The sequence below is a fragment of the Lysinibacillus sp. ZYM-1 genome, from assembly GCF_001308875.1.
Classification (GTDB): domain Bacteria; phylum Bacillota; class Bacilli; order Bacillales_A; family Planococcaceae; genus Lysinibacillus.
Genome location: NZ_KQ465130.1, coordinates 1 through 19,605, shown reverse-complemented (window position 1 = coordinate 19,605; position 19,605 = coordinate 1). Strand labels below are relative to the sequence as shown.

Sequence of the window (19,605 nt, the reverse complement as noted above, 5' to 3'; positions counted from 1 at the left end):
GCAGAACAATTTTGACTAACAGCAAAAAAAGGTCACCTATTTTTCAATAAGTGACCAAATAAAATGGGGATGTGTTTCTTGCTGAAGATATGAGCAAAGATGGAAAGCGAGTAGGGTACATTACCAATATATGAGGTTTAACGCAAGGCTGATAGGTAAATATCCTTGGCTTAAAAATCTTTTGTTTTTCTAAGGGGAGGGACTGCCCAATAGGTCCCCATTCGCCACAGCCATTCCAGTGGTCCGAAGCGGAAATAACTTAACCATAGCTTGCTACACAGTAATTGGAAAACATAAATACCTAAACAAATCCATAGCGACTCGATGAATCGAAGTTGACCAATTAGTTGGAATGAATGGCCAATGATTAAAATGAGTGCAGTTTGACCTAAATAATTTGTTAGGGCCATACGTCCATATGCTTTTAATGGAGACAATAGTCGTTGGAATCGTGAATTCTGCAGACAAAGAATGATTGTTCCCATGTAAAACAATGAAACAAACGGGCTAAACTGAAGTCCAATTAACCCAAATTGCTCAATGTTTGTGATATGCTCTTCCAGTTGAGTTTTGGATAATTGATCGATATTGACGTTGGCATCAGGGACATACTGCCATTGATACAGCCAGCTACCAATGCTGACACAGAACATGACAATCGTCACTAAAGTAATTTTTTTTCGATGTATTGGGATGTTTTCAAATAGATGATATTGTCCAGCAGCTAATCCTAGTAAGATTAGTGGAAAAGGCATGGCGATTTTTATCCCAAAATAAGCTGTAAGTGCTAATAGAACGAGCCCAATAAGTAAATTAAATTCTTTCCGCACTTTATAAAAAGGGAGTGCTAAAAAGCCAAAGATGGCATAGACAGTCAAAGCTTCTCCTGGTTGAAAATAGAAGTGGATAAGTCCCATAACTAATAAGATTAAGAGTCGGCGACTAAATAAGGCATAGGCTTTTTCATTTCTAGCCATTGCACGAGAAAGAAAGAGATAAAATCCTATCCCAAATAAAAAAGAAAAAATGATAAAAAATTTACCTTCTATAAAAAGTGTGAGAAAGCGACTATAGGTAATATCGCTAGCAAATTGAGGTGGTGCAATCCACATTAAAGCAGGGATATTCACTAAAATAATGCCGAGTAAGGCAAAACCTCTTAAATAATCTAATGTATCAATTCGTTTGTTGTTATCGGTTGGTTGCAACGTCATCTCCTCCTTCAAGACCAAGTATAAGGTACTTTCCCAAAAACTAGTAACGATGTATGTTACGTGAATCTTACAAAATCGTCATATTGGGATTAGCTCTCATTAGGATATGTTGCTAGTATGTCCTGCGCATGTTTACGCAAAAGCTGAATTAATTCGGGAGGTTCTTTGACGATCGCATGTTGGCCTAGTCGATAAAAAAAGGCGCTAATAAAATGAATCTCTCCTTGGTCGATTATGGTATCGATATAGCCTGTACCATCACTATGACAAATAACTGTCTTCTCAAAAATCGGCTCACTTGTGCATTGTCGAACACCTTCCCTTGTTAATTCTACATATAAACGAATGGGTTGCTGGGGTTCAAGGGGATTTTCTAGCCACTGTTGTAAATGAATAGAAGACTTATACCCGTTATTAATTACAATCATAGAATGAATACGATCTACTCGAAATAGAAGGGTTTTTTCTGTTTTTAAATGAATAGCAGGCATATACCATAGGCCATCATGCGCATATACACCAATAGCATGGACAAGCTTAGTTGTGATGCCTGATTTAGATTCATATTGGATTTCTAATTGTGAATGGTTCATAACGGCTTCTAAAACGTCTGATAATAGAGGTGTAGAAATAGTACGCTTAGGTTTCCAAAAGGCAATATATGATTGAAGACTGTCCACCTTTTTTTGTGCCTCATTCTGTAAGGAATTATAAAGTTTTTGTGACACAGACTTCAATTCTGTGTTAAATGGTAAATCACGATAATATTGCAGCGATTGAAACGCAAAGAAAATAGCAACTGCTTCGTCCTCAGTAAATAAAATGGGAGGAAGAATAGTGCTTGAAAGCACTGTGTAACCACCATTTCTTCCTTGTTCCGCGTAGATTGGTAACCCCATATCACTTAAATCTAAAAGATAACGATGCACCGTTCGCACCGAAATATTGAAGGTATCAGCAATTTCCTGGGCTGTAAATTGCTTTTTAGCGCTGACAAATAACAAAATATCAAGTAATCGTTTCGCCTTGGACATATTTTTTCACCTTTTTTATTTAATTATGACAATAGTTGTCATGTTTTATGTTTAGTATAGTCTTTGTACAAGAGATTTTCAAAAGAAGAGGAGCTGACATGATGGCACGAGAAATAGTAGTATTTATCGGAATGAGTTTAGATGGGTTTATTGCCAAGGAAAATGATGACTTGCAGTGGCTGGAAGAAACAGAGGGAGAAGGGGATAATGGTTACACCGATATGTATCAAACGATCGATACCATTATAATGGGGAAACGAACATATGATTACGTCATAGAACATATCGATTCTTTCCCTTATCCTGATAAGAAATGTTATGTGTTTACCACATCTCAAACAGAAGAAGATGAGCATGTGGAGTTTGTCCAAGAGGATGTTGTCTCATTTACTAAAAAATTAAAACAACAACAAGGTGCGAAAATTTGGATGGTTGGGGGAGCTGATCTATTGGATGCATTTTTGCAGGAGCAGTTAATTGATGAATGGATTATCACGATTACGCCACATTTATTAGGATCAGGTATTCCATTATTTAAACAACCTCGTCCATTCGAAGATTTAAAGTTGCTAGAGACAAAGCGATACGGGCAAATGGTTCAAATGCATTACCAAGTGAGGAAAGAGGCTTAAGAAATAGCCTCTTTTTTTATTGGACAAAGGAACGGTAGATGTCACCCATGATTCCTTGCATCTGATGGACACCTGTATCTGTGTTCGACATGATGACAAAGCCTTTTTCTAAATAGGGGTAAGCAACTAGCATGCATTGATAGCCAACACCCCAGCCAAGGGAAGAAATTTCAAGTTGTTCACCTTGGCCATCCAAAAATACGCCAAGCCCTCCCCATTCCTTACAGCCTTGTGGATGCATTAGTTCATGAATTGTAGTACTTGTCAGGTCCAATTTCCCTTTCCCATTGAGTGACTGCATAATCTCTATTAACAAGTTAGCTAAATCTGATGGTGTCGTCCAAATTCCACATGCTGCATGGTAAGGGTATAGTGGATGACTTGGCGTCGTTAAGGTGCCATTCTTATGATGACCACATGCTGAATGATCTGTTGGAAGCGTAGATGAGAAAAAACTGTGATTCATAGCTAGTGGTTGAAAGATTAGGTTGGTCATGAGCGTTGGAAATGTAGTGCCTGTGAATTCCTCAATTAGCAATTGAACGATGCAATAGCCTGCATCAGAATAATGAAATTCCTGAAATGGTTCAAATGTGCTTTCGATTGGTTTCGGACAATAGGGTGTTGCCCCTTGCAATAAATCCTGCATGGAAGGCCATTGCACCACTGGATGTAGGGGAGGAAAGCTATCTTCCGGATCAACAATACCAGCTTGATGACTTAATAAGCTTCGTAACGTCACTTTTTTTGCACGGGTATAATCACTCTCCGGCATCTTCCAAGAAATAAGTTTATGATTAATATCCTCATCTAAGTCGACTTCACCTTGCTCTACCAGCTTTAGCACTAAAATGCTTGTGAGCAGTTTACTGATTGAACAGGCATTAAAAATGGTTTCTTCATTTACTTTGTTAGTTGTTCCGAGTTCTAAAACCCCGAAGCACTCTGTTTTTTGAATCGCTCCATCTTCAATATAGGTAAGACTAAGGCCTGCTATTTGCTGTTTGGCCATATGTTCATGAATGGGCAGCATAAAATGGTCTCCTAGTTTTTCTTTTATTATAGCACAGAAGGGGAATACGTGTTCTTGTTTATCGTGAACGCACATGGACAATCATTGAGGGACTCTGTGCATGAAAGTCATTTTTTTGCCACGAACCGTAAAGATGTAGTAACTCAAAGCCATTTTGCTGTAATAGTCTTGTCATTTCCATAGGATATGTATAGCGCAATAAAATGGAATCTTCAAATGATTTTTGCCCTTGTTGATCAACGGCACTGCACGTTAAGATTTGTGTGACGGGGTTATATTCTTCACGATGGAGGGTGAGTCGTTTCTCACCATTACTTGTGATCGTTTGTTCCTCATATTCATCAATGACCGATAGCTCATTTAAAATAGCATTTCTTGTATCAAAAAGAAATTCACCACCTGGTTGTAAATGCTTTTTGACAGATTGCAATAATGCATTTTGACTTTCATTTGTTAAAAAATGTTGAAAGGAATTGCCTGTCATATAAATAAACTTTGTGGTGATAGGTAAGTGTAGCTGTGTACAATCTTGTACCAAAAATTGCACTTGCACACCTTGTTTATGTGCTTTTTCCATGGCATGCTGCATCATTCCTTCATGAAGGTCTACCCCATAAACAGGAATCCCCTGTGCAGCTAGTGGAATGGCTAAGCGACCAGTGCCACATGCTAATTCGATGATGGGGTCTTTTTTCATACCAAGATAGCATTGGATGTAATGAAGATCGTCTTGATAGTGGGCATAGAGAGAATCATATTCGCTTGGATTATTATATTTTTGTAGATTATTGTTGGGATCGTGTTGATACATTTATAGTCCTCCTCTATTTTCTATTATTCATATTATTGTATAATAAAGGGAATATTTCTACAAAGATACATGAAAGGTGATGATGTAATGACAATCGGACTTCCGCAAAAAATACATATTATTGGCTCTGTTGGTAGTGGGAAAACAACGTTAGCGAGATCATTATCAAAAACCTATCAGATCCCTTTTTATGAATTAGATAATGTCGTTTGGATTCGTAAAGATTCGGGGGATATTAAAAGGACGGAGCAAGAAAGGCAGGAGTATTTACAAAGCATTATTCAAGCGGACACGTGGATTATTGAAGGGATTCATCAAGAGGAATGGGTGAGCCAAAGCTTCCAACAAGCTGACTGTATCATCTTTCTCGATACGCCATATAAGATTCGCATTGCTCGAATTATTAAAAGATTCATCAAACAAAAAATAGGTATCGAAAAGGCTCATTATCAACCAACCTTTTCGATTTTTCTTAAAATGTTTCGGTGGAATAAACATTTTGAAGAGATTGGAAAGCCTAAATTTTTTACAATGCAGGAAGATGCATGGAATAAACTGTTGGTGATTCAGCACAAAAAGGATTTGCAAAACTATTTTCATCAGTTCCAACATGGAAAAAGCGTATCCCGATGAAGGAGACGCTTCTAGTTTATGCATTTTTCTTTGTCCGTGTTGTACGCTTTCTTGTAGTAGGCTTTTTCGTTTTATCTAAAGATGCTTGTAGCGCTGTCATTAAATCTGTGACATTTTCAGGAATCGGACGTTGTTGATCATTTGTAGCTACCATATTGGTTGCTTTTTTCTCTTCAATTAATTCGAGCAACGCATTACGATAATCATCCGTATATTTCTCAGGATTAAAATTGGTCGTTAATTGGTCCACTAGCATGAGAGCTGTTTCAAGCTCCTTTTGCACAACGTTCTGCTCACTTGGAATATTCGGGACATCGCCAACGCTTCTTACTTCATCGGGATAATGAATAGTCTCCATCACGAGGGCATCTTGATAAACTCGAACAACAGCAAGCTGTTCTTTTGAACGAATAATAATTTTTGCAATCCCAATTTTGCCTGATTGCTCTAACGTTTTACGCAATAAAGAATAGGCTTTAGCCCCAGTAGAATCAGGGGATAGGAAATAAGTGCGTTCAAAATAAATCGGATCGATTTCTGTTAATTGTACAAAATCTATAATTTCTACGGCTTTCTCTTCATTTTCTTTCTGTAAGTTTTCTAAATCCTCCTTATCCAGTACGACAAATTTATTTTTTGTATATTCATAAGCTTTTACAATATCTTCGTCTTTTACTTCTTGATTGCAGCCCTCACAAACCTTTTTGTAGCTAATCGGAGTATGGCATTCCTTATGAAGCTGTCGCAGTTTAATATCTCTATTTTCCGTAGCGGCATGTAGCTTTACTGGGATATTAACAAGTCCAAAGGAAATGCTCCCTTTCCACACTGTATGCATACTATTGTCACCTCGTTTTTCTTACTATGATATATTTTGCAGATTTTTATGTATCTTAAATCAAAATCGTCAAACACTGAAGATAAAAAGCAAGGTAGGTATTGTTAGATGAAACCAATGCTTTTAACGGAAGCAAACGATATTCCAATAGGGGATGAGTGGCTTTACGAAACGAAATATGATGGCTTTCGATGCCTCTTAGTGTGGGATGAACAGCCCAAGCTTATTAGTCGAAATGGACGCAATTTAAATCATTCTTTTCCTGAAATTATTGAATTTTGTCATCAAATACAAGTCTCAGTTAAAGCATTTTTACCACTAACCTTTGATGGGGAGCTTGTTTATTTAAGCAATCATTACAAAAGCGAATTTTCCGTTGTTCAACAAAGAGGGAGAATGCAAAATCAGGATGTCATTGAAAAACATGCAGAAACCTTTCCTATGCGCTTTCTAGTGTTTGATCTTTTGACGTTCAAAGGGGAATCGCTAAGCAATCGTCATTTAAAAACGCGTAAAGAGCAATTGGCGAAGCTAGCAACAAAGTTAAAATTTCCAAACGTAGATTATGAAGATGTAATGTCCATACAAATTGTACAAGGTAGTGAGGAAAGTGAGGTCCTATGGCAGACCATCAAGGTTTACAATGGGGAGGGAATGGTTGCGAAGAAGAAAGCCAGTAAATGGTTGGAAAACATACGGTCTAGTCAATGGTTAAAAATAAAAAATTGGCGTTATGTGACGGTGATTGTGACGCAATATGATCATAGTAATGGCTATTTTCAGGGTTCGGTTTATGATAAAGAACATTTACGAGAGGTCGTTACATTTAAACATGGCATGACAGAAGAAGATCACCAAACACTAGTCACATTCTTTCAGGCACATGGGCAGCGTAAGAAGGAACTGTGGCTGCTAGAACCCTCTATTTGTGTCGATATTGCCTGCATAGATTTTGATGGTAGTAAGCTCCGCGAGCCAAAATTCCATGCCTTTCGATTGGAATTAACGCCAGAGGATTGTCAATGGCAGCACATGCAGCGTCAGCTATTTCCGATTCCTGAAACAGTACCTATTACACATCCTGATAAACCTGTATGGCCAGAAATAGGCATTACAAAAGATCATTATTTGTCCTATCTACAAAGTGTCTCACCATATTTATTACCATTTCTTCAAGATCGACCTTTAACATTAATACGCTATCCACATGGTGTGCCAGGTGAAAGCTTTTATCAAAAAAGTAGGCCAGACAAATTACCTCACTTTGTGGCCACAGCCAAGATGGATGAGATCGACTATATTGTCTGTAATAACCTCGAAACGTTGTTATGGTTAGGCAATCAATTGGCATTAGAGCTACACATTCCTTTTCAAACACGACAAACTATGTATCCAACAGAAATAGTCTTCGATTTAGATCCCCCTTCAGCGGAACATTTTTCCTTGGCGATTGCAGGAGCATTGGATTTAAAGGACATAATTGACTATTTTCAGCTACAATCATTTGTCAAAACATCTGGCGGGAAAGGCTTGCAGCTCTATATCCCTTTACCTCAAAATAAATTTACCTATGAGGAGGTTCGTGTGTTTACTGAATTCGTTTGTCGTTTTTTATGCCAACAAAAGCCAAATCTATATACCATTGAGCGATTAAAAAAGAATCGCCATGAAAAATTATATTTAGATTATATACAACATGCTGAAGGCAAGACTATTATTGCTCCGTACTCCACTCGTGGTAATGAGCTGGGTTTAGTCGCAACGCCTCTCGAATGGGAGGAGGTCCATGTCGACTTAAAACCTCATTATTTTACAATTCCAGCTGTTATGGAACGTATGAAGAAAGTAAGTAATCCCTTTAAGTCCTTTCGAGACGTAGGGGAGCAACAGGATTTTCAAGCAGTTTTGGAACGTTTACAAGAATAATGCTACATCAATTTTTTATCCATGGTCATACGTAAACCATTTGAACAAGCTCTGTCATGATCATGAAAAAGCTTACAAGAAAAGGAGATGTCTGAGACATCTCCTTTTTCGATTAAAGCGGTACCTGTGCATTCACTTTTTCTAAATAATCTAATATCCCCATCGATGATACAACCGTATCGAATGGAATGGTTTGATAGACAGGGTGATCTGCTGGAATACCATTTGCTTGTAAAAAGCTAAATAAAAGCTCCTTTAAACGAGCGTCTAAAAATTGAACTTGTTCTTGGAACTGGCTGGATGCTGCCTGTGCTTTTCTGCCTTCTTCTAAAAAGAGAGGCGTCCAATAACGCACTTGATGATAAGCCTCTGTTGGTTTTTTGTAAGCCCCATAGTGGCCAAAATATAATTCACTCGCCTGTAGCTTTTCATACAATTGAATGGATTGCTCCATTGTTTCGGGATTGTATTGATTTGGGGAAGTAGAAGGAATGATTAAATCAATCGCTTCACTGTCCATTTCTGGATAACGTACACCTGTTGTATCCCCAACAAACAGGCCATTGGTAGCTGAATAAAGCATGGAAACATGATGCTTTGCGTGGCCCTCTGTATGATAAAACGTTAAATGATGTTGTCCTAAATTTAGCCGTTGTTTATGACTCACTTCGAGTATTCGCACCGCGTCGATCGGCACAATTGGATCAAACAGATTGTCAAATTCGGCACCATAGACTCCTTTAGCGCTAAAAATGAGTCTGCTTGGATCAATCATATGGGCCGCACCTCGAGGGTGAACAACTAATTTTGCATTGGGGCAACTCTGCAAAAATAAGCCTGCACCACCAGCATGGTCTAAATGAATATGTGTCACAATGACATAGTGAATATCCTCTAAAGCAATATTTAACTCCTTCAATCCCTCCATAATATATGGAACAGAAGGACTAGCAGAAGTTTCGATCAAGGCTATTTTTTCATCGATTAATAGATAGGAGCTTGTACGTTGCTCCCGATTTAAATCATGTGTATCAATACAATAAAAATTTTCAGCAATTTGTTGGACTCTACTCAAGTGAAATTCCCCCTCTTATTTCAAAAATGTGAAACATTTGCTCTTACATACAATTTTTAGCTACAAAAAGTAGTAGTTATACTATATAATAATAGAAAATTAAACTGAATGTCCATTCATTTTTAGGGGGATCGCAATGGAGAACAAAATTCGTTATGATACACGAAAAGTCCACCGTGTCAATTTGGCTATTATATCCATATTAGCCATTCTAATTTGTGGACCTATGATTCTATCAAAAGGAATACTATTTTTATTTATCGGACTAGCTGTCATTGCTTTGGCGGTAGGTAATTATTTCTTACCGATTAAAACCTATGTGAAGGGTTTTATCTTTGGGCTAATTCCGTCAAGTGTAGTCTTTACATTATTTTTGCTTGATAGTTTTTCATTGAATAAACATTATATTTTACTGTGCACAATTGCTATTATTGCTCTTTATTTCAAAAAAGAATTGATCGTATTTTTTGGACTCCTTACAAACATTAGTTTTATCATTTTATATCTGGTTAACTCGTCTTCTTTGTTAGGGCCATTTGATGACATCATTGTCTTCGTTACACTTCTAGCGATTATGAATGGCGTGATTATTGCTTTTTATTTATTGGCAAAATGGGGTAATGAGTTGATTAAACATGCAGAAAATCAGCAAAATGAAGTCCAAGCTTCTTTCAACCAATTACAAGATACATTTCAAGAAATCGAAAAAAGTAGTCAGGCATTGGACGAGCATGTGACACAATTTCAGCAAACCATGCAGAGGATTTCAGGTTCAAGTAAACAAATATTATTAGCGACAGAGGATATTTCTGCAAGTATTCAGCAAGAGGCTTCTAGTTTGCAAATGATTCATGGTACTATGAGTGATTCTGTTCATTTTGTAAATGAAACTTTGACGATTTCAAAGGATACAGTGGCGAAATCTACCGAACTTCAGCAGGAAGTTTTGGCAGGGTGGGATAAAATGCAAGATGCAATGGCTCAAATGAGCGTGATGAGCCATGCGATGAGTTCAACCGCAGAAACCGTAAATGAGCTACAGTATAGTTTACAAACGGTGGACAGCTTATTACAAGGGATCACACACATTGCACAGCAGACTAATTTATTGGCACTAAATGCAGCGATTGAAGCCGCCAGGGCAGGGGAGCATGGTAAGGGATTTGCTATTGTAGCAGAAGAGGTACGAAAGCTAGCAGAGGAAAGTGCCGCCATTACAGTCAGTATCACCAATGTTACGAAAACCTTGTTGGAGAAATCGACAGAGGCACATCAGCGTTCTGATGATGGTGAAAAAGCATTACAACACGGGGAGCAGCTTTTACAGGATGTCAGTTATTTCTTTAATACTTTGAAGGCTTCATTTACACAAACAAATACCGATTTGACAAGGGGCATGCATGAATTAAGCAGTGCCATCTCCCAGTTCGAGACAATTCAAATACAAATTGAAAAGCTCAATAAAATGACAGAGCAAAATGCAACATCCACTGGTGATATTTTGCATTCTGTGGAGGACGAAAATCAGCTCTTAGTGACGATGACGGATACAACAAATCGCATTCAGTCTTTAAGCAATACGTTAAAATCTTTGGTAATGGTAAAGATTTGAAGGAAATATTGGAATTGAAATAATTGGTAGGGTAAAATAACAGTATGATTAAACATCTTAGATGGAGGGTATAGTGTTGTTATTCATCAGCATTGTTTTACCCATACCGATTTAATCCAGAGGAAAGTTTTTGTTTTTTGAGCGCTGGCGTAAAAAAGAACGCCAGTGATTTACGATTTGCAAATTTAACTCACACATATTGATAGCGTGTTTGCTATGGTGATTTTTACAATTTATTTAATGGTGGAGCTGTGGGTAAATGCAGATCTTCATAAACGTGCCAATTTAAAATAAGAATTGAAAAGGAGGAAGGATACTATGAACATTCGTAGTTTGCAGAGTGCAGATTATTATATTTTATCCCCATTGATTAATGAGTGGTGGGGTGGAAGGAATATGTCAGATAAGTTGCCTAAATTATTTTTTGACCACTTTACAAACACGAGCCTGATAATGGAAAAGGATGGCGAAATTATAGGTTTTCTCGTTGGCTTTTTATCTCAGTCCAATACAAATGAAGCGTTCATCCATTTTGTTGGGGTTCACCCTGATTACAGAAAACAGAATATTGCAAAAAGGTTGTATGATGTATTCTTCCACGTGGTGAAGCAATATCATCGAAATATTGTCAGATGTGTTACGTCTCCTATTAACGAAGTGTCCATTGCCTTTCACACGAATTTGGGTTTTAGAATGGAGAAAGGTGACAAGATGATGGATAATATGTCTGTTCATAGTCATTATGGCGGCGAAAATCAAGATCGTGTGTTGTTTTATAAAATTCTACCGTAATTTACTTTACTGAACTTGCATATAGTCCCGATTAAGGGGGCTATAGATGTTTATCAAAAAACTATTCACCTTATGGTTTCTACTTTCGATTATTGTTTGTGGTGCCTTTTTCTTTTTAGCAAATGCACCTATTCAATATGCTGAAAAATCAAATGTTTCTCTAGCGCAACCTAGCAATAATGAATTATTGAGTTATATTCAGCACTATCAATTTCTAATCAGTGATATTGTCAATGCTCTTCACAAAGAAAATTATAGCTTTCATTTAGATTATGGAGTTCTGCCCAATGGGAAAATCGAGCTCCTTGTGTCATTACCTGACAAAGTCGATCTGTTGTCAAAACAAAAAATAGAAGAAATTATACTTGATTGCATTCGAGAAAATGATTTAAATCCAATATCGTTTCAAATATCGCTTAAAAATCTTGATGAACCAGCAGCAACAGACTCGACCCGGCTTAGCTATAATGATGTTATGGCCGATCTATTTGAAGCGATGATGGCACAAAATTATGGTGTCTTCAGCATTGACCATAGCATCACATCAGAATATGTTCAAATCATCATCAATTTAACAGAAGAGAAAAATGGTGTGATCCAAAAGGAAGTTCAACAATTAGCCGAAGAGACCATTAAGCAGCACCAATTTGATTTACAACTTTTCCATATTGAAGTACAAAATAAAATTGTGAATTTTAATTAGGTAAAGAGATGCCTGGTAACGAGCGCTCATTTTCAAATGCTGAGCAAACAATTATGGTTTTGCTCTTTTTTCATAAAAAGAAAGGGAGAAATTATGAGTAACGTCCAAAATACTATTGCAGTTATTACAGGAGCCAGTCACCCAAGGGATATTGGAACCGCCATTTGTAGAAAATTAGCAGCCGATGGTGTATCTATTTTTTTCACTCACTGGCAAGTTGATCAGGATTGGATTAAAGAATTCAAGGAAGAGATTTTCAGAGAGGGCGTCTCTTGTGAAGATATGGACATTGATTTATCTGATCCACATGCAGCAAAAATTATACTTCATACTGTCGTTGAAAAACTAGGTGTACCTTCTATATTAGTGAATAATGCTGCACACTCTACACAGGATGGCTATTTATTGTTAGATGCCCAAATACTTGATCAACATTACGCGGTGAATATGAGATCAACGTTTCTTCTTTGTGTAGAATTTGCCCGTCTTTTACAAAATGCACATGTAAAGTATGGCAGGATCATTAATATGACATCAGGTCAAGATTTAGGTCCTATGGTTGGAGAACTAGCCTATGTAGCAACCAAAGGAGCAATTGCAGCCTTTACAAGAACATTAGCACAAGAATTAGCCCCTTTAAGGATTACTGTGAATGCAGTAAACCCAGGGCCAACCGATTCTACTTGGATGAATGACGAAATCAGAAAATATTTGCTACCCAAATTTCCGATGGGACGCATTGGATTGCCAGATGATGTGGTAAGAGTGATAAGCTTTCTTGCGAGTGAGGAAGCCGAATGGATGACAGGACAAATTATCCATTCAGAAGGTGGTTTTCTGCGAGGGTAAAACTTGGATTAAAATTTGTACAAGGAGTCGAACAAGTTGATAACGGAAATAAAAGAACTAGTGATAAAGTCAAGCGAGGAAGAAGTAAAGTCGTTATTATTTCACATTCTACTTAGAATAAGTATGGAACAGAATGATGAGGATCTTGTAAAAGACCTGAAATCAACTTATAGTAATTTTCTTAACTATAAAGATGAGCAAAAACAACTGGAAGATGAAAAAGATTATAAAGCTGCTCACGTTGTATTTGGTGATTCTTCTTCAGGTAGTTTGAAAATAGCACTTAGGGATATGAGGTTACTAGAAGAAGAAAAGATAATCCACTTTTCGGATAACTTTTCGATCGGTCCTGTATGGAAATTAGAGGAAGATAAGGGGCTTGCTCAAAGGCATAAATGGTTAATGAATCATCTCAATATGGACGAAGATTATTTATTTAACTATCAGGATGTATTTAAAGAAACCATTGCTAAGATCAAGTCTATCCCTGAACAAGTAAATATTTTTATTTGGTTTGGTGAAAACGCTGATGAACAAACGGCTTTACGATATGTCTTGTATTTACTAAAAGGAAAAACAAATAATATTTTTTTAATCCATACAACAAATTTAGGTGATACCCCTATACATACAAGCGAAATTGAACCAAATCAGTTAAAGATGATATATGAGCGTAGTAGAACGGGTCAGCATTTAAAGCAGGAGGAAAGGGAAAATTATGAACAAGAATGGTTAACACTATCTAATTGCAAAGGGAATCTCAGAGTATGGGGAAATGAGGCTTTATGCCTTGTTGATGATGACTACTACGATGACTATATCTTACAGACAGCAAAAAAATTACAGCTTGAGCGTCGTTTTTTAAAATCTGCCAGACTAATAGGGGAGATTATTGGTAATTTGAATCAAAGCATTGGTGATCAATACTTTGAATATCGATTGATCCATTTAATCTTCAAAGGGGTTTTTGAAATGGAAGGAGTGCCAAAAGCCATGAGGTTTTATAGTGTGAAACTCCGTGAGGTTTAAATGATCAGATTTAGGGAACAATCATCATTTAAAAATGAAATGTGTTTGTTTAGAATGACTACATCATTTGGAAAATTAAGTAATTCTGTAAAAAATACATTTCATACCCTTGATTGTACAGGAGCTGCTATCGTTTTATTTCACAATAATGAATTGCAGGTGGAACAATATTGGGGGAAGCATTCAAATAAGAAAAATATACGCTCTATTCAAGCTGATACAAAGTTTCATCTTGCTTCATGTCGTAAAAGCTATATGGCATTTGCCATTTAGTAACGCACTCACATGGTTTAGCCTATATAAATGGCGAAGATATCCGAGCTTTTGCTCCAGGTACAAATTGGGCTTACCGCGGTAGAAATATTGAGTTAATTTCAGCGAAAATAAAATTCGCCACCAAGCGAACGATTGCTGACATTGTCCATGAAGAAGTATTCAAACCCGGTAATCAGAATTTTGAGTTTCCTCTCGGATGTTTTTTATACTCAAATGATTAGGTTCATAAAGTAATTCATTTACATATGTTAACGTTTTATTAAATTCATTATAGTTTTACTCCTAATCTTATACTACGAATACCAGTAGATCATCTGCGGACTTGGACTTGTTACCGTAATTGCTTATTAAAAGCATTATTTCATTAGCTCTTCATTTTGATTTACTGGACATTTTGCTTCAAGTTAAGTAAGCAATACCACTTTGAAGGTGATAACTGAAGAAGACACAATTCCTTGTACAAGAATTGCGCCAGATTGTGGTAGATCATAAGCCTATTTCTTGTTTAACTAAAGTTCAAGTAAGTACATACTTTATTCCATAAAGGTAATAATACAATTAATTATGTAAAGACCTGAAAGAGGTGTACTTAGGAAAATGAAAAAAATATTACTCGTTTTTATACTCTCACTTGCTCTAATTACATCTTTTCAAACAAGAACCGTTTCATTATCTGAATCTACTCAGGACTCTAATGAGCTTAGATTACAGGATATGCTCATGTTAATGCTTACGCCTTATATTGAAACTGATTTGGCTAACTATTATTATCCGAAGATTTTAAAGGATTTTACACCTCATGTTACTCCTTGGAAAATTGAATTGATTGAAACAAAAAGAAATCATTTCCGAGGCTTTAAAATGCAAATTACATTTGAAATTGAACCTACAGATGGCGGCCAGTATATTCCAGTAGGGAAGGATCGAATGACCTATGAAATATCTGCTGGACCTGAGGTTAAATTAATAAATCACACTCACCTAAAGACGTATAAATATCCACCAGAATAAATTGTGGAAAAATCTCATAAATCCATATTCCATGAAAAATTAAAATACTCTCTTCTGAAAATAGGTTCACCAAAATAGAGTTTTATTAAGCAATATCTATGTTGTTCAACAATTGCCCCCGATTGTAAAAATCGAAAAGCTTAAAAAGAACTTCAAATTACCCTCTATATTAGCCTTCTAAATTGGTTCGTTTGGATATCTTTTGTATACAACCTGAGACAAACAACCATAAAACGTATACCTCTTAATAATTATTTTTCAGTTGATGAATTCCTCTCATTTTTTTCAATTCAATTTTCCGCTATGAATTCCTTTGGCTAAAAACATACTCACTAAAAGAATAATAAAATCCTTAATTTCTCAGATATAAAGTTATTTTAGTTTAATGATGATAGATGAATACTAGTTTTGAAAAATTTTATTTTTATTATTATCAATAATAAAGAAAGTAACGTGAACAGGAAGCCACTCCAGATAAGTTGGTGAATTCCTAAATGAGAAATAAACCAGCCGCCGATAGAGGTTCCTAAAGTAATTCCAAGATTTGAAAACGAGACGAATAAACTGTTGCCAAATTCAGGTGCTTCTTTTGCCTCACTTAATAACCATGCCTGACTTACTATTAACCCACCGGAATGTACGATTCCCCAAATAAATATCATAAAAATCATTGGAACGAAATAAGAACCTAAATAATAAACCAATAAATAAATCATTAAATATGCAATGAGAAATGATATTACGGTATATACAATGTTTTTTTGTAAAAAGACTCCAAACAAATGATTACCTACAATCATAATTACACCAAATATTAGTAACATGATACTGATGAGAGAGCCATTCATGTAGGTTACTCTTGCAAGGTACTCAGCAAAGTAACTATAAACCGAAAACATAGCTGCAAAAATAAATACAACTGTTGTGATATTTATCCATATTCCGGGGTTACGTAATATACCAATCTGTTTTCCAAAGGACATTTTTTCTTTAACTGGCATAGAAGGAAGTAAAATAAATATTCCTATAAAGGCACAAACATTTACACTCGCTCCAAACAAGAAAGCTGCTTCTAATGAAAACCGTTCTGCAAGATAAGAAGTAAATGGTACACCTAAAGCAAATCCAACTGTAATTCCCATGAAAACCTTAGTGACTGCTTGACCACTTTTCTCTAGCGGGACAAGTGAAGCTGCAGTTACAAGCGCTATTGAAAAGAAGAGAGGGTGAAACACTGCAGGTAGAATACGGAAAATGAGCATAATTTCAAACTGTGTTGTAAAAGCATAAATAATATTAGAAATAACGAACATAAATATTGCAGTTAGTAAAAGTAATTTACGATTAATTCCAGATACTAGTATTATTAGAAATGGCCCAGAGATAGCTACAACAAGAGCAAATACACTTACTAATAAGCCCGCTTGTGAAGTTGAAATTGCAAATTTTTGCGCTATTTGTGGTAACACCCCGACAATACTCATTTCTGTTGTAATAATTCCAAATACACCTAATGCTAGCATAATAATAAGCAGAGGACTTACTTTTTTCATTTATGAAATCTCCATTCTTATGTTGATTTAAAAAGTCTAAATAATAGGCCTGACAAAGAAATAATCGGGCATTGTTAAAAAATGTTTTCTTTAAGTATGTAAAAAAATATACACTTATTCATATATCTAAATAAATAGATATGTTATTCAAAAAAAAGAAACCCTCCTCTCTATTTATAATTCCTTTTGAACGTACTCAGCAAACTCTTGTATTGTTTTTTCATTTCGACGATAATACGTCCATCTTCCAATTCGTTCGGATTCTAATAATCCTGCATTCTTCATCGTTAATAAATAATTAGAAATAACTGACTGAGCCAGTCCAGTTTTCAATTGGATTTCTCCTACACATACCCCAACTTGAAAACTAATCCCTTGTTGTAAATATGGCTCTTCTTCAAAATAATTTTCCGGATTTTTTAACCATAATAGAATTTGTTGTCTTGTATCATTTGATAACGCTTTATAGATTAGTAAAGGTTCCATAACAACATTATATCTATTTTTATAGATTTGTAAATATGTAGTCAAAGTAAAGGTCCCTCATAATTACTGAAAGTCTTTATATATACAGGTCTTTATTCAGCTATCACACTCTACATAATCTTGAAAAGTACTACCGTAGCTATGTTTATATTTTTGCATAAAAGCTGTATAAATAATAATCCTCGCAAAAAGGCACGAACGCTGATTTAACAACATTCGTATCTTTCTGCTGTATTCCTAACTTGAATTTGGGAACGTTATTTAGGTTTAATTTATATATTTATAAATCTATGTTGTACTAAAACTCCAGTTAGCTTAATAACTTATTTTCTGAACTTTATTGTATTAGCTGATAAATACAATGCTATATCTCTTATCTTTTCATCAGTTTCAGCTGCAATAGATTGATTTAATTGTTGTAGTAAATAGGGTCATTTGTGGTAAAAAAGAGGATAGATAGAGCGAATTTTATTTAAGCTCTTCAATCCTCTTAATTTCTATACATAAAATGTGCGACTTTAAATAAGAATTCACTATTTAAAATAGTTTCAGCTTAAAACTTGGCTTTTAATAAAAATAAACTGATACCTTGTTTTTATAGCATTCTTAATTAATGAAATTTTGAGGAATACATTCACGAACACCAGAATTTCTCATTGAGTTAAATAAAGCTGCACTGATTCTTAAAAGAACAAAGTTATCAGTGCCATTTTCTAATTCATAGATTACAAAGTATGAATTATCGACTGTAAAAATACATTTTCGTTCTAATTCAAATCCAGGTGGTACAGTAGGAAGGTTAAAACGTGGTACAACTACAGGTGTATCTCCTTCATCTCTGATAAAATTGAAAGTTTGTTGGTCAATCTCATAGATATTGACTGGATCAATCTCCACACCTTTTTCTGGAATTGTAATTTCATCTTCAACTAATAGAAAAAAGCGCTCGTTTCGAAAATTGAAAAGACCTCTTGCTCCAATTTCAAATGATGCCATTTTATTTCACCTCCATTCCTATAAATAAGTTATTCATATGGAATACAATTCTTTGGACTATAAGGAAGGTAGAGTGAAGAATAATTAAAAAGATATTCATATTGTTGTTTCAAATTGGACTATAAAACCCTAACTCGGAAACTAGTTGTAATGTGGAAGCGAAAAAATGTTTGAATTATTTGGTTTTGAATATGTTGAACTAGAATTTGAAATTGATGTCTCACATTCTGAACATACAACAGGCGATAGGGAAGAAATTTATTTATGGTGAACTATTAGGGAAGATAATGCTCCGGAAGAACACTTTTTAGTAATTGTTTAAAAGTATTTACGATATCAATACGTGTTTTTTATGCAATAGTTATAGTGAAATCCCTTCACATTCTGTATATTTGTGTATGAGGAGGAGATTTAATGGCAAGAAAATTGATTTTACCATTATTTTTAGTAATACTAGGTGTTTTGATGTCAGCGTGTAGTCAGGATCAGGAAAAAGATAGCAACAAGGGTGGAGATGTTAAAGTAACGATTCCAGCTATATTTTTCGAAGGACAGGACATCGACTCTGTTATTTCTAAGGCAAAAAATAGTGGGATTAAGGAAGTCATTAAGAATGATGATGGTTCTTTAACTTATAAAATGTCTAAACCAGAGCACCAAGAAATGATGAAAGGTTTAAAAGAAGGAATTTTAGCGAGTGTAGATGATATTAAAGCTAGTGAAGAATTCAAATCTGTAAAAGATGTTACTTATAACAAATCCTTTTCAGAATTCACACTAACTGTAGACAAAAAAGAGTTTGAAAATAGTTTCGATACAATGGCATCATTAGGGCTTGCACTAACAGGCATGTACTATCAATTATTTAATGGTGTAGGTGTTGATAATTATAAAGTTACAGTAATTTTTAAAGATGAATCAAATGGAGAAGTAATTAATACAATTGTTTATCCTGATGATTTAAATGAAAATAAGTAATTTAAAGAACACCTACATGGGTGTTCTTTCAGACTGTAGACAAACTCAAAAAATTTGAGAGTTTGCCTACAGTCTTTTTTCTTTTACAATGAAATAAAGTAAAGCCGTTGATTTCCACTACGGG

At 35.5% G+C, this 19,605-nt stretch carries 20 protein-coding genes; 11 read left to right on the top strand and 9 right to left on the bottom strand.

The window, feature by feature from the left end; genetic code table 11:
* Positions 1 to 170 precede the first annotated feature (170 nt).
* Positions 171 to 1,214 carry a DUF418 domain-containing protein gene (locus AO843_RS17695; protein ID WP_054612413.1) on the bottom strand — a complete coding sequence of 348 codons (1,044 nt, stop codon included), beginning with the start codon at positions 1,212 to 1,214 and terminating at the stop codon, positions 171 to 173.
* An 89-nt stretch (positions 1,215 to 1,303) separates the two neighbouring features.
* Positions 1,304 to 2,248 (bottom strand): helix-turn-helix transcriptional regulator, encoded by a 945-nt coding sequence (locus tag AO843_RS17690; protein WP_054612412.1) that lies wholly within the window; start codon positions 2,246 to 2,248, stop codon positions 1,304 to 1,306.
* 101 nt (positions 2,249 to 2,349) lie between these two features.
* On the opposite strand from AO843_RS17690, the gene AO843_RS17685 reads away from it, so the two are divergent.
* Entirely contained in the window at positions 2,350 to 2,880 is a 531-nt protein-coding gene (locus AO843_RS17685; RefSeq protein ID WP_054612457.1) for a dihydrofolate reductase family protein, read from the top strand.
* A 16-nt stretch (positions 2,881 to 2,896) separates the two neighbouring features.
* Here the strand turns inward: AO843_RS17685 and AO843_RS17680 are convergent, their stop codons facing one another.
* Both AO843_RS17680 and AO843_RS17675 read right to left on the bottom strand, forming a co-directional pair.
* Positions 2,897 to 3,913 carry a serine hydrolase domain-containing protein gene (locus tag AO843_RS17680; RefSeq protein ID WP_197278952.1) on the bottom strand — a complete coding sequence of 339 codons (1,017 nt, stop codon included), beginning with the start codon at positions 3,911 to 3,913 and terminating at the stop codon, positions 2,897 to 2,899.
* Positions 3,914 to 3,971: 58 nt separating this feature from the next.
* A complete protein-coding gene (locus AO843_RS17675) occupies positions 3,972 to 4,724 on the bottom strand; it encodes a class I SAM-dependent methyltransferase (RefSeq protein ID WP_054612411.1) in 753 nt (250 codons plus the stop codon).
* Positions 4,725 to 4,811: 87 nt separating this feature from the next.
* Between AO843_RS17675 and AO843_RS17670 the strand changes: the two genes are divergently transcribed.
* Complete coding sequence (locus AO843_RS17670) at positions 4,812 to 5,357, top strand: AAA family ATPase (RefSeq protein WP_054612410.1); 546 nt, start codon at positions 4,812 to 4,814, stop codon at positions 5,355 to 5,357.
* Positions 5,358 to 5,373: 16 nt separating this feature from the next.
* On the opposite strand, the gene AO843_RS17665 is transcribed toward AO843_RS17670, so the two are convergent.
* The gene (locus tag AO843_RS17665; RefSeq protein ID WP_054612409.1) at positions 5,374 to 6,195 is read right to left on the bottom strand and encodes a non-homologous end joining protein Ku; all 822 of its coding nucleotides are present in this window, start codon (positions 6,193 to 6,195) and stop codon (positions 5,374 to 5,376) included.
* 108 nt (positions 6,196 to 6,303) lie between these two features.
* Here AO843_RS17665 and AO843_RS17660 point away from each other — a divergent pair, with 108 nt between their 5' ends.
* Positions 6,304 to 8,121 (top strand): DNA ligase D, encoded by a 1,818-nt coding sequence (locus tag AO843_RS17660; protein ID WP_054612408.1) that lies wholly within the window; start codon positions 6,304 to 6,306, stop codon positions 8,119 to 8,121.
* A 112-nt stretch (positions 8,122 to 8,233) separates the two neighbouring features.
* Here the strand turns inward: AO843_RS17660 and AO843_RS17655 are convergent, their stop codons facing one another.
* Positions 8,234 to 9,196, bottom strand: coding sequence for an MBL fold metallo-hydrolase (locus AO843_RS17655; protein WP_054612407.1), 963 nt, complete (start codon positions 9,194 to 9,196; stop codon positions 8,234 to 8,236).
* Positions 9,197 to 9,332: 136 nt separating this feature from the next.
* Between AO843_RS17655 and AO843_RS17650 the strand changes: the two genes are divergently transcribed.
* The 7 genes from AO843_RS17650 (at position 9,333) to AO843_RS17620 (ending at position 15,468) form a co-directional block, all read left to right on the top strand.
* Positions 9,333 to 10,808, top strand: coding sequence for a methyl-accepting chemotaxis protein (locus tag AO843_RS17650; protein WP_054612406.1), 1,476 nt, complete (start codon positions 9,333 to 9,335; stop codon positions 10,806 to 10,808).
* A 318-nt stretch (positions 10,809 to 11,126) separates the two neighbouring features.
* A complete protein-coding gene (locus tag AO843_RS17645) occupies positions 11,127 to 11,600 on the top strand; it encodes a GNAT family N-acetyltransferase (RefSeq protein WP_054612405.1) in 474 nt (157 codons plus the stop codon).
* A 46-nt stretch (positions 11,601 to 11,646) separates the two neighbouring features.
* Positions 11,647 to 12,303 (top strand): hypothetical protein, encoded by a 657-nt coding sequence (locus AO843_RS17640; RefSeq protein WP_054612404.1) that lies wholly within the window; start codon positions 11,647 to 11,649, stop codon positions 12,301 to 12,303.
* 93 nt (positions 12,304 to 12,396) lie between these two features.
* Positions 12,397 to 13,152: an SDR family oxidoreductase gene (locus AO843_RS17635; protein ID WP_054612403.1), complete on the top strand. Its 756-nt coding sequence runs from the start codon at positions 12,397 to 12,399 to the stop codon at positions 13,150 to 13,152.
* Between the two features lie 36 nt (positions 13,153 to 13,188).
* Positions 13,189 to 14,181 (top strand): DUF1835 domain-containing protein, encoded by a 993-nt coding sequence (locus AO843_RS17630; RefSeq protein WP_054612402.1) that lies wholly within the window; start codon positions 13,189 to 13,191, stop codon positions 14,179 to 14,181.
* A 54-nt stretch (positions 14,182 to 14,235) separates the two neighbouring features.
* Positions 14,236 to 14,454 carry a serine hydrolase gene (locus tag AO843_RS17625; protein WP_197278951.1) on the top strand — a complete coding sequence of 73 codons (219 nt, stop codon included), beginning with the start codon at positions 14,236 to 14,238 and terminating at the stop codon, positions 14,452 to 14,454.
* Between the two features lie 600 nt (positions 14,455 to 15,054).
* Positions 15,055 to 15,468, top strand: a complete 414-nt coding sequence (locus AO843_RS17620; protein ID WP_054612400.1) for a DUF3888 domain-containing protein — start codon at positions 15,055 to 15,057, stop codon at positions 15,466 to 15,468.
* 377 nt (positions 15,469 to 15,845) lie between these two features.
* Here the strand turns inward: AO843_RS17620 and AO843_RS17615 are convergent, their stop codons facing one another.
* The 3 genes from AO843_RS17615 to AO843_RS17605 all read right to left on the bottom strand — a co-directional run bounded on the left by AO843_RS17615 (position 15,846) and on the right by AO843_RS17605 (position 18,503).
* Positions 15,846 to 17,021 (bottom strand): MFS transporter, encoded by a 1,176-nt coding sequence (locus AO843_RS17615; protein WP_054612399.1) that lies wholly within the window; start codon positions 17,019 to 17,021, stop codon positions 15,846 to 15,848.
* A gap of 174 nt (positions 17,022 to 17,195) precedes the next feature.
* Positions 17,196 to 17,507 carry an ArsR/SmtB family transcription factor gene (locus AO843_RS17610; RefSeq protein WP_054612455.1) on the bottom strand — a complete coding sequence of 104 codons (312 nt, stop codon included), beginning with the start codon at positions 17,505 to 17,507 and terminating at the stop codon, positions 17,196 to 17,198.
* A gap of 606 nt (positions 17,508 to 18,113) precedes the next feature.
* Entirely contained in the window at positions 18,114 to 18,503 is a 390-nt protein-coding gene (locus AO843_RS17605) for a hypothetical protein (protein WP_054612398.1), read from the bottom strand.
* A gap of 414 nt (positions 18,504 to 18,917) precedes the next feature.
* Between AO843_RS17605 and AO843_RS17600 the strand changes: the two genes are divergently transcribed.
* Positions 18,918 to 19,481 carry a hypothetical protein gene (locus AO843_RS17600; protein ID WP_054612397.1) on the top strand — a complete coding sequence of 188 codons (564 nt, stop codon included), beginning with the start codon at positions 18,918 to 18,920 and terminating at the stop codon, positions 19,479 to 19,481.
* The last annotated feature ends 124 nt before the right edge of the window (positions 19,482 to 19,605 follow it).

Coding starts and splice junctions, on each gene's coding strand:
- AO843_RS17695 (WP_054612413.1), bottom strand. CDS start 1,214: ATGACGTTGCAACCAACCGATAACAACAAACGAATTGATACATTAGAT.
- AO843_RS17690 (WP_054612412.1), bottom strand. CDS start 2,248: ATGTCCAAGGCGAAACGATTACTTGATATTTTGTTATTTGTCAGCGCT.
- AO843_RS17685 (WP_054612457.1), top strand. CDS start 2,350: ATGGCACGAGAAATAGTAGTATTTATCGGAATGAGTTTAGATGGGTTT.
- AO843_RS17680 (WP_197278952.1), bottom strand. CDS start 3,913: ATGCTGCCCATTCATGAACATATGGCCAAACAGCAAATAGCAGGCCTT.
- AO843_RS17675 (WP_054612411.1), bottom strand. CDS start 4,724: ATGTATCAACACGATCCCAACAATAATCTACAAAAATATAATAATCCA.
- AO843_RS17670 (WP_054612410.1), top strand. CDS start 4,812: ATGACAATCGGACTTCCGCAAAAAATACATATTATTGGCTCTGTTGGT.
- AO843_RS17665 (WP_054612409.1), bottom strand. CDS start 6,195: ATGCATACAGTGTGGAAAGGGAGCATTTCCTTTGGACTTGTTAATATC.
- AO843_RS17660 (WP_054612408.1), top strand. CDS start 6,304: ATGAAACCAATGCTTTTAACGGAAGCAAACGATATTCCAATAGGGGAT.
- AO843_RS17650 (WP_054612406.1), top strand. CDS start 9,333: ATGGAGAACAAAATTCGTTATGATACACGAAAAGTCCACCGTGTCAAT.
- AO843_RS17645 (WP_054612405.1), top strand. CDS start 11,127: ATGAACATTCGTAGTTTGCAGAGTGCAGATTATTATATTTTATCCCCA.
- AO843_RS17640 (WP_054612404.1), top strand. CDS start 11,647: ATGTTTATCAAAAAACTATTCACCTTATGGTTTCTACTTTCGATTATT.
- AO843_RS17635 (WP_054612403.1), top strand. CDS start 12,397: ATGAGTAACGTCCAAAATACTATTGCAGTTATTACAGGAGCCAGTCAC.
- AO843_RS17625 (WP_197278951.1), top strand. CDS start 14,236: ATGACTACATCATTTGGAAAATTAAGTAATTCTGTAAAAAATACATTT.
- AO843_RS17620 (WP_054612400.1), top strand. CDS start 15,055: ATGAAAAAAATATTACTCGTTTTTATACTCTCACTTGCTCTAATTACA.
- AO843_RS17615 (WP_054612399.1), bottom strand. CDS start 17,021: ATGAAAAAAGTAAGTCCTCTGCTTATTATTATGCTAGCATTAGGTGTA.
- AO843_RS17610 (WP_054612455.1), bottom strand. CDS start 17,507: ATGGAACCTTTACTAATCTATAAAGCGTTATCAAATGATACAAGACAA.
- AO843_RS17605 (WP_054612398.1), bottom strand. CDS start 18,503: ATGGCATCATTTGAAATTGGAGCAAGAGGTCTTTTCAATTTTCGAAAC.
- AO843_RS17600 (WP_054612397.1), top strand. CDS start 18,918: ATGGCAAGAAAATTGATTTTACCATTATTTTTAGTAATACTAGGTGTT.